General features: G+C 59.7%; 11 protein-coding genes. 6 read left to right on the top strand and 5 right to left on the bottom strand.

Going from position 1 to position 13,013, the window contains the following annotated elements; genetic code table 11:
• Positions 1-64 precede the first annotated feature (64 nt).
• On the bottom strand, positions 65-1,063 hold the full coding sequence (locus L904_RS15445; RefSeq protein WP_035264306.1) for an ABC transporter substrate-binding protein: 999 nt from the start codon (positions 1,061-1,063) through the stop codon (positions 65-67).
• Between the two features lie 239 nt (positions 1,064-1,302).
• Here L904_RS15445 and L904_RS15440 point away from each other — a divergent pair, with 239 nt between their 5' ends.
• Together L904_RS15440 and L904_RS15435 are read left to right on the top strand one after the other, a co-directional pair.
• Positions 1,303-2,043 carry a response regulator transcription factor gene (locus L904_RS15440; protein ID WP_003503937.1) on the top strand — a complete coding sequence of 247 codons (741 nt, stop codon included), beginning with the start codon at positions 1,303-1,305 and terminating at the stop codon, positions 2,041-2,043.
• Positions 2,040-4,145 carry a PAS domain-containing sensor histidine kinase gene (locus tag L904_RS15435; protein ID WP_035264303.1) on the top strand — a complete coding sequence of 702 codons (2,106 nt, stop codon included), beginning with the start codon at positions 2,040-2,042 and terminating at the stop codon, positions 4,143-4,145. Before L904_RS15440 ends, L904_RS15435 begins: the two co-directional genes overlap by 4 nt.
• Here L904_RS15435 and L904_RS15430 read toward each other — a convergent pair.
• Positions 4,142-5,476, bottom strand: a complete 1,335-nt coding sequence (locus L904_RS15430; RefSeq protein ID WP_035264300.1) for an aspartate aminotransferase family protein — start codon at positions 5,474-5,476, stop codon at positions 4,142-4,144. The two genes, L904_RS15435 and L904_RS15430, sit on opposite strands and share 4 nt — an antisense overlap.
• A gap of 103 nt (positions 5,477-5,579) precedes the next feature.
• Between L904_RS15430 and L904_RS15425 the strand changes: the two genes are divergently transcribed.
• A complete protein-coding gene (locus L904_RS15425; protein ID WP_035264323.1) occupies positions 5,580-6,428 on the top strand; it encodes a LysR family transcriptional regulator in 849 nt (282 codons plus the stop codon).
• Between the two features lie 139 nt (positions 6,429-6,567).
• On the opposite strand, the gene L904_RS15420 is transcribed toward L904_RS15425, so the two are convergent.
• The 3 genes from L904_RS15420 to L904_RS15410 all read right to left on the bottom strand — a co-directional run bounded on the left by L904_RS15420 (position 6,568) and on the right by L904_RS15410 (position 9,367).
• Positions 6,568-7,269, bottom strand: coding sequence for a L,D-transpeptidase (locus L904_RS15420; RefSeq protein ID WP_245285056.1), 702 nt, complete (start codon positions 7,267-7,269; stop codon positions 6,568-6,570).
• A gap of 80 nt (positions 7,270-7,349) precedes the next feature.
• Positions 7,350-8,708, bottom strand: a complete 1,359-nt coding sequence (locus L904_RS15415) for an ATP-binding protein (RefSeq protein ID WP_035264298.1) — start codon at positions 8,706-8,708, stop codon at positions 7,350-7,352.
• On the bottom strand, positions 8,708-9,367 hold the full coding sequence (locus L904_RS15410) for a response regulator (RefSeq protein ID WP_035264295.1): 660 nt from the start codon (positions 9,365-9,367) through the stop codon (positions 8,708-8,710). Before L904_RS15410 ends, L904_RS15415 begins: the two co-directional genes overlap by 1 nt.
• A gap of 125 nt (positions 9,368-9,492) precedes the next feature.
• Between L904_RS15410 and dsbD the strand changes: the two genes are divergently transcribed.
• The 3 genes from dsbD to dsbG all read left to right on the top strand — a co-directional run bounded on the left by dsbD (position 9,493) and on the right by dsbG (position 12,867).
• Positions 9,493-11,304 carry a protein-disulfide reductase DsbD gene (gene dsbD, locus L904_RS15405; RefSeq protein WP_245285055.1) on the top strand — a complete coding sequence of 604 codons (1,812 nt, stop codon included), beginning with the start codon at positions 9,493-9,495 and terminating at the stop codon, positions 11,302-11,304.
• Positions 11,305-11,366: 62 nt separating this feature from the next.
• Positions 11,367-11,975: a DsbA family protein gene (locus tag L904_RS15400; protein ID WP_035264291.1), complete on the top strand. Its 609-nt coding sequence runs from the start codon at positions 11,367-11,369 to the stop codon at positions 11,973-11,975.
• On the top strand, positions 11,878-12,867 hold the full coding sequence (gene dsbG, locus L904_RS15395; RefSeq protein WP_197416755.1) for a thiol:disulfide interchange protein DsbG: 990 nt from the start codon (positions 11,878-11,880) through the stop codon (positions 12,865-12,867). The genes L904_RS15400 and dsbG overlap by 98 nt, the downstream gene beginning before the upstream one ends.
• Positions 12,868-13,013 lie beyond the last annotated feature (146 nt).

The following is a 13,013-nucleotide window of genomic DNA, read 5'->3' as shown; positions in this document are numbered from 1 at the left end:
TGGCGCTGCCGGTCGCGGCGCCTTGCGGCACGCGCGCTGTCTTTTTGGGGTGTTGGTTTTGGCCCTACTGGGTCTGGGTCGGGTGGATTTCGCTGTCGAAGCGGCTCAATAACCGACTTCGCTCTTCCGGCTGTCCGAAGGTGGCGAAGTCGTAGTCCACCATCTTGATCATCGATATATCAGGTGCGGTCAGCGGCAATGTCGCCCGGGCGTTGGAAGGCACCTGGTTCTGGCCGGCAGCAGCCCCGGTCGCCTGCCCTTCCGGGCTCAGCGCAAATTCCACGAAATCCTGCGCAAGCGCCGCGTTGCGATTGCCCTTGACGATGCTGACAGCCCCGATTTCATAACCGGTGCCCTCGCACGGCGCGACGATCACCAGCGGAAAACCTTCGATCTTCTGGGTCACGGCATCGTGCATGAAGGAAATCCCGATCAAGATCTCGCCCCGCGCCGCCGCCTTGACCGGCGCTGCACCAACCTTGGTATAGCTCACGACGTTCTGGTTGAGCTTTGCCATGAAACCAAAAGCCTCCTCCTCGCCAAACAGCTGGACGAGAGTGGCCAGCATGGTGAAAGCCGTACCGGAGTAGTTCGGATTGCCAGTCAGGATATGGCCGCGATAAACATCCTTCGCCAAGTCCTTCCAGCAGGTCGGCGCCGGCAGATTGTTCTTCGCAAGCAGTTCCGAATTATAGGCAAAACCCAGCGCGCCGGCATAGATTCCGGCAGACCGAGACCCAGACATCACGGAGAAATTCTGCGCCCAGGGCAACAAATCTTGCTGATGGACGGGTCGGTATTCATCCAGCAACCCTTCCGAACCCGCCTGCAAATGGGTGTCGCCGGTACCACCCCACCAGACATCAACCGTGGGATGGGATCGTTCGGCACGGATCTGATCGAGGATTTCGCCGGTGCTCTTCCGCACCATTGATATCTCGAGACCGATCTTGGCTTCGAAAGCCCGCTTCATGGTCAAACACCAGGCCTCGTCGACGCCGCACAGGACGTTCAACTTCGGCTCGGCCATGCCATGCCCTGCGCCGCACAGCCATAGGACCATGCTCGCCGCAAGTGCGGTCAATGCTTTCAATTAAGCCTCCCTGCCTGGAACCTCCCCGTTCCAGTCTCCACCAACAGCATGTCACATCCAGCCCGCACCGCAATCGAAGAATGGTTACCAATCTTTCACCGCACCGCCGAACAAGATTACAGTTATTACAATTATGACAGGGGAGATAACCAGCGAACCTTTGAAGATCGCCGCCGCCATGCCTATGATGATGGCGGGAGGAATATGCAGTGCTTAATCAGAAGGTTCGCATTCTGATCGTCGAGGACGATCCGGATATGGCCGAGCTCATCTCGGACCTCATCGAGGCGGAGGGCTGGCTGCCCACCTGCGCGCGCTCCGCCGAGGAGGCGGATGAGATATTGGCAAAGGACAGGATGGAGCTCGTCCTCGTCGACCACAATCTGCCCGGCACATCCGGGCGCACCTTTGCCCAGCGGCTGCGCAGCCAGATCGACATCGGTATCGTCATGGTCACCGCCGCCGGCAGTGCTGCCGACCGGGTACTCGGTCTGGAAACGGCCGCCGATGATTATGTGGTCAAACCCTTCGAACCGATTGAACTCACGGCGCGGATCAAGGCCGTCCTGCGGCGAACAATCCCGTCGCTGAAACAGGACAAGGACAGCGAGCGTGACCACGGCCGCACAGCGCTGCGCCTCGGCGACTGGGCGATCGATCTCGATGCGCGCCGCGCCGTCTGCCTCGCCGACCGCAGCCGCACGCTCACCAGTGCCGAATTCGCACTTCTGGAAATTCTCGCAGAAACACCCAACCAGCCCGTCAGCCGCTCCCAGATTCTCGACAGGCTGGGTTCGGAAAGCGACCGTTATATCGACAGAAATGTCGACGTGCTGGTGCTGCGGCTCAGGCGCAAGATCGAGCGTAACCCGGATCTTCCACGTCACATCAAGACGCGACGCGGCAAGGGTTATGTCCTGCATACCGATGAGGGCGAGCTTTCCCCGTGATCAGCCGCTCCTTCCTTTCCTCCATCGCCTTTCGCCTGCCCTTTGCGATCGTCTTTACCTGCATCCTCGTCTTCAGCCTTTCCGCCATCGCCATTTACGGCCTGCAGCGCGCCCGCGATGAAATGGCAGCCTACGGCTTGCAGGCCTTTTCCAGTCTCGCCAAGGCCTCACTGGTCTCGCGGCAGGTCTCCGATCTCGTCTCCAGCGCCCCGTTTCTGATGAATGCCGCCTCGCCCTATCGCGTTTCCAGCGAAAGCCGCTCCGTGGTCCAGCAGGTCGACCTGCTATTGCAGATGACGGGTCCAGACAGCGGCGAACGGGCCGCACGCGGTTTTGCGAGCGAGCGTATCGTTGAACTGCTCCAGCTTATCAGGGCGCAGACACTGGACCTCGCAAAGGATGCCGACGCGGCGCAGGGGCACAAGGCGGAAGCGGCAGCAGCGCTCGGCGAAATCGCCACCGGTCAGGGCATCCTCGATCCGGAACTGCGTCGAAGAATGAACGGCATCGTGCAGGCCGCATCCGCATCCGACAGCCTTTTCCAGCTTGGCGAACTGCGCCGCCGCTACGTGGCGGAAACAACGGCGCGCCAGCAGGGTTATCCGGGCGAGCGCCTGCCTGTCGCCGAACTGCGGCCCTATGAGAGGGTATTCGAGGCCCAGAGCCGTTACCTTCTGGAAATGTTCGCGATCCGCGCCTCTGTCTCCCGGCTTCACACCGTCTCGCGCGATCTTTCCCATGTGACCGAAACCCAGGGCGACGCGGTTGCGCGAAGCCTGAACGAAGACCTGATCTCGACCTCCGATGCTCTCAACCGGCTGCTGATCATTGTCGCCGTGGCCTCCCTTCTGGTTCTCATCGTGGCAATCTTCTCGATCCGCTCAGTGATGCGTGTCTCGCGCGGGATCGTGACGCTCTCCAACGGCATGAATGCCCTCGCCAAGGGGGAAAAGGACGTCGGGCCGCCCTCCTATACGGGTCCCGAGACGGAGTTGATCCGGCTGCTCGATGCATTCCGCGCCTTCCACGACAGCGTCGATCGCGTCTCGCGCCTCAGGCGCACGGCGGAAGCGGCGGCCCGCACCATCCGCTCGACCTTCCGCAACATGAATGAGGGAATAGCGCTGTTCGATCCGGCTGGCCGGCCGATCACCATGAACCGCCGCATCATCGAACTCGTCGGACGCTCCGGCTCGTCGCGAAAACTGCCGCTTCGCCGGTTTGTCGAACCTATCCCGGAAATCGACCCGGCTCTACTGCCCTTCGATACAGAGCCGGGGGAATTGCTCGACCGCGCAGTCGTGCGCCATCGCACTGACGATCAGCGGGTGATCGAAGTCTCGATGTCACGCCAGCCGGATGGCGGCATCGTGCTGCTCGCCCGCGATGTGACCGCTCTCGACCGTCAGGAAGCGGAAGCCGTGAAGGCCCAACGGCTTGATGGCATTATGCGCATGACCCACCAGCTCAGCCATGAAGTGGGCAACATGATCGGCATCATCACCGGCAGCCTCGGCCTTCTGGAACGGGAAGCCGGTTTCAACGATCGCCAGAAGCGGCACATCGCCCGTATCCGCAAGGCGGCAGACCGCGGCCGGTCTCTGGCCACCAGCATGCTCACCATCGGCAGCCAGCAGCCGATCCACCCAAGCGTCATCAATGTCGCAAGCCTGCTGCGGGGCATGGCCGATATTCTGGAAATCGCCGTCGGCCCCAAATGCCGGATCGCGCTTGATACCGATGACAATCTTCCCTCGATACCGCTGGACCCTGCCCTCTTTGAGCAATCCATTCTCAATCTATGCCTCAATGCCGCAGCCGCCATGCCCGATGGCGGCCTGATTTCGATCGAGGCCGCCTCTGGAAAAGATACGCTGGTGATCGCCGTCACCGACGAGGGCATCGGCATGACGCCGGAGGCCGTGGACAAGGCCTTCGAGCCCTATTTCACCACGCGGGGCGACCATGGCGGTGCAGGTCTCGGCCTCGCCATGGTCTACGGTTTCGTGCGCCAGAGCGGCGGCGAAGCGCATATCAGTTCCAGACCCGGCGAAGGCGCGAGGGTGGAACTGACATTCCCGGCAAATGCCGGTCACACCTAGCGGGCGAGCTGTGCGGATTCGATCGAATCCGCCAGTATCTCCAGCCCAAGGTCGATTTCCGAATCCGATACCGTCAGCGCCGGCGCAATGCGGAAGACGCCGCCCATGCCGGGCAGCTTGACGATATTCATGCTGAGGCCACGCAACATCGCCTCCTGCATGATGCGCGCACCGAGTTCGAAACCCGGGGCTTTCGTATGCCGGTCGGCGACGACTTCAAGTCCGAGCAAAAGCCCGCGCCCGCGCACGTCTCCAACGCATTCGAACCGCTGCTGCAGCGAGAGCAGCCCCTCCTTCAAACGGTTCCCGCGGGCAATCGCCTGTTCCACCAGACCATCTCGCGCCACCACATCGAGAACCGTCACGCCGACAGCGGCCGGCAGCGGATCGGAAACATGAGTCGTATAGAAGAGGAAACCCCTCTCGAAGGCTTTTTGTTCGACCTCTGCGCTCGTCATCACCGCCGCAAGCGGCAGGCCGGCGCCGAGCGTCTTCGACAACGTCATGATATCGGGCGTCACACCATCGCGCTGGAAAGCGAACATATGCCCGGTCCGGCCAACACCGGTCTGGGCTTCATCGAGAATGAGCAGCATGCCGCGCTCCTCGCACTTTTTCTTTAGCGCAGCGAGATAACCGGCCGGCAGTTCAAGGATACCGCCGCTCGACAGGATCGGTTCGGCAATGAAGGCGGCAAGATTGCCGGTCGACTGGCGATCGATCAGTTCGAAGGCATCGTCGAGCTCCGCCTGCCAGTCATTCGATCCATCGGGGTTCTTGAAGCGCGGACGATAGGCATTCGGCGCGGGAATAACGAGTGAGCCGGCCGTGGCCGGGCCATAACCCCTGCGGCCGGCGCTATAGGTAGCGGAGGCCGCAGCGCCGGTCATGCCGTGCCAGCTCTGCGCAAAAGCGACGATCTCATGCCCGCCGGTGACGAGCTTCGCCATGCGGATCGCCGCCTCGTTGGATTCGGCCCCGGTGGTCAACAGTTGCACGCGATCGAGACCCGGCGCGAGCGCCGCCAGCCGCGCCGCCAAGTCGACGACCGGGCGCGACAACATGCCGGAAAAGAGATGTGCGACCGATGCCATCTGCCGGTTGACGGTGGTGACGATATCCGGATGGGTATGCCCGAGCAAAGCGCTCATCTGGCCGGAGGTGAAATCGAGAATGGCGCGCCCATCCGCATCATAGACGAAACTTCCCTCAGCACGTTCGACGATGATCTCCTCGAAGGCCGGTCCGTAGCGGGTCAGATGTTTATTGGCGGCCTCCCAGAAAGCCGGTTCGTCATTGAGCGAGGCGAAGTTCTTCGCAAGCTTGTCCATGGCACATTCCCCAAGAGTTTATCTTGCCGAAACATAACAACCCATTGCCACTTCAGTCCAATTGATAGTATTTTACTCCGATATCGATAATTTTGATATCGCCATGCTCGACCTTACCCTGCTGAAGAACTTTATCATTGTCGCTCGCACTGGCTCCATCAGCGTCGCCGCCGCGCAGATCGGGCGCACCCAATCCGCGCTCAGCACCCAGATGCAGCGGCTGGAAGAGCTGGTCGGCCATACTCTGCTGCAGCGAACGGGTTCGGGAGTGCGCGTAACCGCGGCGGGCGAGAGACTGCTTGCCCATGCCAGCGCCCTGCTTGCCCGGCATGATGAAATCCTTGCCGATATGGGCGAGGCGACGCTGCAGGGAACCGTGAGCCTTGGTTGCCCTGAAGATTATTCCATCGCCTTCCTGCCGGAACTGCTGAGAGGCTTCTTCGGCACCTACCCGAAAGTCGATCTGCGCATGGTCTGCGCGCCCACGACGGAATTGCGTCCGCTGCTGCAGCGCCGCCAGATCGACATGGCGCTGGTTTCGCAATCCGATCCGGATCACCGCGACGTGCTCCGCAGGGAAAGCTTCGTCTGGGTGGCGGACAGGCCGGAGCCGGATCTCCTCGCCAAGGATGTGCTGCCGCTCGCACTCTCCGCGCCCGTGACGCTGGATCACCGCGCGGCATGCGACGCCATGGAAGCCGCCAATCGCCGCTACCGCGTCGCCTTTGCCAGCAACAGCCTTTCCGGCCTCATCGCAATCGCGCGCTCCGGGCACGCCATCAGCGTGCTGACAAGGACAGCCGTGCCAGCTGACCTTCATATCGTCAAAAGCGGGCTACCACCCCTGCCGACGATCGGCATTGCCATCGAGTTTGCCGATACGCAGACATCTTCGGCAGCAAGGGCGCTGGGCAATCACATCCGCACCGTTCTTCCCGGTCTCAGCCTCTAGCGTTAGGTTAATCCGGGCTTCGAAGCGACGGGCTGCCGTGGCTAACAGCGGCACGGGTCTCGAGATATTCACGACTTCCGTTTCAATCACGCAGGATACAATCGTCTGGAACCTCGCCAGGCTATCAAGCGGCTCCACGCTATCCTTGTACAACGATCCGGGCACCGGGCTTTACCCGGTTGTAGAGGTCGATGATATCCTGATTCAAAAGGCGAATGCAGCCGGCCGATACAGCCTTGCCGATTGAGCCTGGATCATTCGTGCCGTGAACGCGATAATATGTGTCTCTGCCATCCTTATGCATATACAGCGCTCGGGCACCCATCGGGTTCGACGGGCCGCCATCGACTCCATCCTTGTTCGGGCCGTAATGCGCGGGGTTCCTTGCGACCATCTCAGGTGTTGGGATCCACCGGGGCCAGGCTGCTTTTCGCGCAATAGTCGCGTCGCCACCATCGAAGGCCCGCGCAACAGGGCCGACACCAACGGCATATCGGATCGCCTTATTGCCGGGTTGAATCAGATAAAGGAAACGTGCTCGCTGATCGACGATGATCGTACCGGGCTTTTCGTCCGTGGCATAGCTTACGACCTGCCGCACGAACTCGGGATTCATTTTTCCGGTATTAACGCCGGCAATATGAAAACCGGCATCGGTCTTTTCGCCATACATAAGCATCGGGTCGGTTCCGATTGGGGCTGCCTCCCGATCTTCGACGCGCTCATTGGAAGGGCGCGGCGCAGCGCCAGGAATACGGTCGGCATTGCTTGCGCAAGCGGTGAGGAAGATTGTCAACGCGACGGCCAACGGCCTGCGAGGAGAAACAATTAGACGAATCATGAGAGCCTGCTGGAATTGGTTGGAGCCTATAAAACGTGGCTGAAGCTCCAACCTTAAGGCTGCCTTAAACGGTAGTCCGGTCACTCCTGCGGCAGAATGAGCGTCACGACGAAACCGGAATCAGCCTGACGAAAATCAAGTTCCCCGCCGAGCTTTCGCATCGCCATGTCGACAATCGCCAGGCCAAGGCCGCTGCCCTCGCCATGGGCCGAATGCCCTCGCTTGAACCGCTCCCTGAAAGTCGCCTGATCTTCCGGATTTATGCCCTGCCCTTGATCCGTCACTTCGATTTCGACCCTGGGACCGTTCTTCAGTGCACAAATCTCAACGCATGAGCCTTCCGGCGAATACTGAATCGCATTCTCGATCACGTTGCGCAGGGCCAGACGCAGGAGATTCACGTTTCTCAAGGTCACCATTTCATCCGGTTGCATGCGAAGTTTCACGGAGATGCCACGCCTGCTGCTCTGGGCTTCAAGATCGGAACGAATGTCCTCCATTATCCCTGCGAGCCGCACCGTCTCGATCCCGTCGCCGCGATCCGCCGAATCGACGAGCGCCAGGTCGATAAGCTGGCGGACAAGACGCCCGGTCCGGTCAACGCTCGTCGAAATATGCGCCAGCGCCTTGTCTCGAACATCATCCTCTTTACTCCGCAGCGCCACCTGAGCCTGTGTCTTCAATCCGGCAAGCGGGGTCTTCAACTCGTGGGCGGCATAGGCGATAAACGTCTTCTCACGCTCGCGGGCTGCCTCCACCCGCAGGAAGAGGGAGTTCAGCGATCTGAGCAAGGGCTTGATTTCGCTGGGCGTGTCCCTGTTTTCGATGGCGTGCAGTTCATCCGCAGACCTCAACCCCAGTGACATGGCGATCCTGTTGAGCGGTCCCAGCCCCTGTCCAACACTCAGCCAGATCAGCACCGCAAGGATCGGCAAAATGGCAACGGCCGGAACGAGTTGCCCCTTGACCACATCGGCAACCAGCCTGTCGCGTATCTCCAGACTGTCGCCCACAAGAACACGGGCATTGAGGTTCGGATTCACAACCGCAAAGACACGCCAACGGACACCATCGACGATGGTTTCGCTAAACCCATCGCGATTGTCTGTGAGCGATTCACGCGGCGCACTTTCCGACCGGCTGACAAGTTGCCCCTGAAGCGACCATATCTGGCAGGAGAGCTGCCGTCGGTAGTCCCCCTGAAGATCGAACGGCGAAGCGGTGTCGGTGGCTTTCGTGTCATCCACGGCGGCAGCCACATTGATATGGTGATCGGTGAGGAGCGAGCTGACCATGCGGGCGGCTTCCATCAGTCGCGCGTCCAGCACCCGCTCGACCTGATGCTGCACGCTGAAATAGGTCCACATGACGGCAAGCAGCCAGAGGGCTCCCGTCGTCGCCAGCAGGATCGCAAAAAGCCGCAACCGGATCGAACGCATCAGGGCATCCCCAATCTGTAGCCAACCCCGCGCACCGTTTCGATGGCGGCACTTCCAAGTTTGGCGCGCAGCTTATGCACATGCACCTCGATCGTATTGCTCTCCACATCCTCCTGCCAGCCGTAGAGACGCTCTTCCAGTGCCTGTTTGGAGTGAATTGCCTGGGGACTTTCCATGAGCGCATGAAGGATCGAGAACTCGCGGCGCGACAGGATTACGGTCGACCCATCCCGAAGAACCTGCATCGAAGCGGGATCCAGCGTCAGCCCTCGCAGACTGATCTGCGCACTCGCCCGCCCAACGGCGCGGCGCATGATCGCCCGCAGACGGGCGGCAACCTCATCCAGATCGAAAGGTTTGCCAAGATAATCGTCGGCACCCGCATCCAAACCGTCGATGCGGTCTCCAACCTCATCCTTGGCCGTCAGGAGCAGGACGGGAATCCGGTTTCCACTGCGACGCAAGCCGTTCAGGACATCCAGTCCGGAACCGTCCGGCAGCATTCGATCAAGCACGACCGCATCGAAATTATCCGTCGCCAGCGCCTCCGACGCATCGGCGGCCGTTGTCACGCCGTCCGCGACAAAGCCGCTCAGCTTCAAACCTTCCCGTAACCCGTCGAGCAGGATCGGATCATCTTCGACAATGAGAATTCGCAATCATGCCTCCGCAAGCGGTCCATCCAATTTTGCCATGCACGCCCCAGCTTAAGCCTGCCTTAAGCTCCCGGCGAGATCAGTCCCGGCATGGAAGAATACATGAAAGGATATGCCGGATGCGCATATTGGCGTTCACATTTGTGATTCTGGCGCTTTTCAGGGTCGTCTCCCCGGCGGCCGCGCTGGAAACACCACTTGCCATGGACCAGGCGTTCAAGGCAACGGTCGAGCGAGGAAACGACGGCCGCGCCATCATTCGCTGGGCGATCAATGACGGCTATTATCTCTACCGTGACTATCTGAGCGCAGAAGGCGAGGACGGCCGCAAACTGGAAATCCGGTCCCTCCCCGGCGAGATGAAAGAGGACCCCAGTTTCGGCTTTACCGAGATTTACTACAAGACCGCAACGGCATCGATTGCCGAAGCGCCGGCAAAATTCCGCCTTACCTATCAGGGTTGCCAGGACAAGGGGCTCTGCTATCCGCCGACCACCAAAACGGTCGACATGGCAAGCCTGACCGTGAGCGCTGAAGGTGTGTTTTCCCAAAACAGCTTCGCTAAAGCCGCACAGGCTTCGGCCGGCGTCTCCATGGACGCCACACAGGAAGGATTTTCGCTGGCGGAGGATAGCGCGCAGACGGCGGTCGATCTGCTGCTGGCGGATGGCGGATTGATCCTGCTTCTTGCCGGATTTCTCGGTTTCGGATTACTGCTCGCCTTCACGCCATGCGTTTTCCCGGTGTATCCGATCGTTGCGGCCATGCTCGCCCGGGAAGGTGAAAAACTGACCGCGCGGCGCGGCTTCCTGTTGTCCGTGTCTTATGCGTTTGCGCTTGCATCCGCCTTCGGGCTGATGGGAATGGCCGCCGCATGGTCAGGGCAAAACCTTCAGGTCGCACTGCAATCGACCTATGCAGTAGCTGCTATATCCATCCTGTTCGCCGTCCTCGCGCTCGCAAATTTCGGCCTTTTCCACATTCAGCTTCCCGCCGTGATCTCTGCCCGGTTTGCGAAATCACCGCAGGGCGCGAGCACGATTCCCGGCGCGATGCTGCTCGGCTTCTCCTCGGCATTGCTCATCGGACCTTGCGTCACGGCTCCCCTGGCAGGTGCGCTTCTCTATATTGCCCGCACCGGCGATGTCGTCATCGGTGCCGCCGCACTATTTGCCCTTGGACTGGGCAAGGGAATTCCCCTCGTCATCATGGCGACCGCAAGCGGCAAGGCGCTGCCGAAAGCAGGGCTGTGGATGGAAAAAGTGCGCCAGATTTTCGGCTTCATGTTTCTGGCCACCGCGCTTTGGCTGGCAACACCGCTCATGCCGGAACGGCTGACATTGCTCGGATGGGCAATACTTGCCCTTTCCTTCGGCGTTTTTGCTTTCGGTGCAGGGGCCGGCGACCCGAAGTCCGGTGTGAGCGTGCTTTCCCGCACGACGGGTCTCGCATCCATTATCTGGGCAATCTTGATCTTCGTCGGTCTCGGCATCGGTGCAACGGATCCGCTCTCTCCCCTGAAGCCGCTGAGTTCCGCCAGCGGCTCCGAATCGCTCGCATCGATAAAGAAAAGCGACTTCCAGAAGATTTCCTCCATCGCAGGCCTGGGAGCCCGGCTCGACAGCTCGCCGCCACAGGAACCGACACTCCTCTATGTGACAGCAGACTGGTGCGTGACCTGCCGCACGATCGAACGCTCACTTTTAACCGCACCCGATGTGGTTGAAGCGTTGAAGGGAGTGAACCTCGTCAGCCTAGACCTGACAAAACTGGACGCGAATAAACAGGCGTTGCTTTCGACATTGAAGGTGGTCGGTCCGCCCACGATGGTTTTTCTCGACAGCAACCGAAAGGAGCCGGAAGCAACACGGCTGATCGGCGAATTCTCGGCCGCAGATCTGGCAGCATCGGCTCGCAGGGCGCAGGGATCGCCTCCGTGAGCGACGTCGCGATCAATCCTGCCGCATTGCCGGCATCCAATAATCCAACAAGGAGAATTCTGGTGTTTTCACGACGCGATTTCATGGCCGGCGGACTGGCGGCTTTTAGCGGAGCGCTGGTGTCTGCAGGAGACGGCTTCGCACAGCAGGTCAGCACGGACGAGGTGTTCTTCGACAGGGACGCACCCGTGCTTGGAAATCCCAAAGGCAAGGTCACGATTGTCGAATATTTCGATTATCAATGCCCCTACTGCAAGACCTCACATGCCATGGTGAAAAAGGTTGTCGCAAATGACGGCGACATCAGGCTTGTTTTGAAGGACTGGCCGATCTTCGGCGGCGCATCTGTCTTCGCGGCACAGGCGGTGCTGGGTGCCGCCCAGATCGGTCAATATGAAGTCGCCATGGAAGCGCTGATGAAAACAAAAGCGCGCATTTCCGAAAACGATGTCGAAAAGGCCCTGACCGGCGCCGGATTGGCGATGAAAGACATCGCCGCAGCGGTGAACACCAACAACAGGAAAATCTCCGCGCTGCTCGATCGAAACTACCGCCAAGCGCTCGCCTTCAACTTTGTCGGCACGCCGTCCTTCGTCATCGGCAAGACGATCTATCCCGGTGTTCTGGATGAGAAAGGCCTCAAGGCCGCCATTAAACAGGCCCGGTCATAATTCGCAAATCTCCCCGGAACAACGCCTCTCCCTTTCATCTCGATTGTCAGAGGAGTTGCCAGTCGAAATCGTCATAAGGAATCCATCGATGCCCTATAATTATCTTACACGAAATTTTCCGATCGCTGCCCTTCTGTCGAGCCTGCTGCTTGCCTCCCCTTCCTCGGCGCAGGATGCGCCGAAGAATGGATCGAACGACGGACTTCCGGAAATTCTTCGTTCTATCGAGCTTCAGGGCATTAAGATCCTCGGAGAAATGGATGTTCCGGGAGGGTTGAGAGGATTTGCCGCAAAAGCCGGAGCACAACCGATCGCGATCTATTTGACACCCGACAATAAACACGTTGTCGTCGGCACCCTGGTCGACGCCACGGGACAGGACATGGCTGCGGCGCAAATGAAGAAAATGGTCGAGAAGCCGATCCCGGAAGATCGCTGGAACCGGCTTTCCCAGTCAACCTGGGTTCAGGATGGAAAGGCAGATGCACCCCGGATCGTCTACACTTTCACCGATCCCAATTGCCCCTATTGCAACAAATTCTGGCAGGCGGCGCGTCCATGGATCAACAGCGGCAAGGTTCAATTGCGACACATCATGGTCGGCGTCATCAGACAGGATTCACCTGCAAAGGCGGCGGCCATACTCGAAGCGAAGTCTCCTTCAGAGGCATTGAAGGAAAACGAACTGAAGCACAAGGATGGCGGCATCACCCCTTTGCAGTCCGTGAAGGAAAAGACCACGGCCAGCCTCGACCGCAACGCCAATCTCATGACCGAACTTGGTTTCGGAGGCACGCCCGCAATCATCTTCAAAAAAGCCGATGGCACCTTCGGAACCGTTGCGGGCATGCCGCAAGATTCAGCGCTCGAAATGATTCTGGGTTCGAGATAATTGAAAATTCGAAAAAGAGACGCTCCGGGGAACCGCAAATCAAACGCATCGAATAAGTAAAGTTTAGGGATGAATATTATGTAAGCGGCCCCGCCATGTTGCGTGCGGCCGTAATCAATCTGACCTGCCACTGAGAATTTCCTCCA

The sequence above is a fragment of the Agrobacterium sp. LY4 genome (assembly GCF_001526585.1).
Taxonomy (GTDB): domain Bacteria; phylum Pseudomonadota; class Alphaproteobacteria; order Rhizobiales; family Rhizobiaceae; genus Agrobacterium; species Agrobacterium leguminum.
Note: the sequence above shows the minus strand (reverse complement) of the source record. Positions and strands in the feature narration are given on the sequence as shown.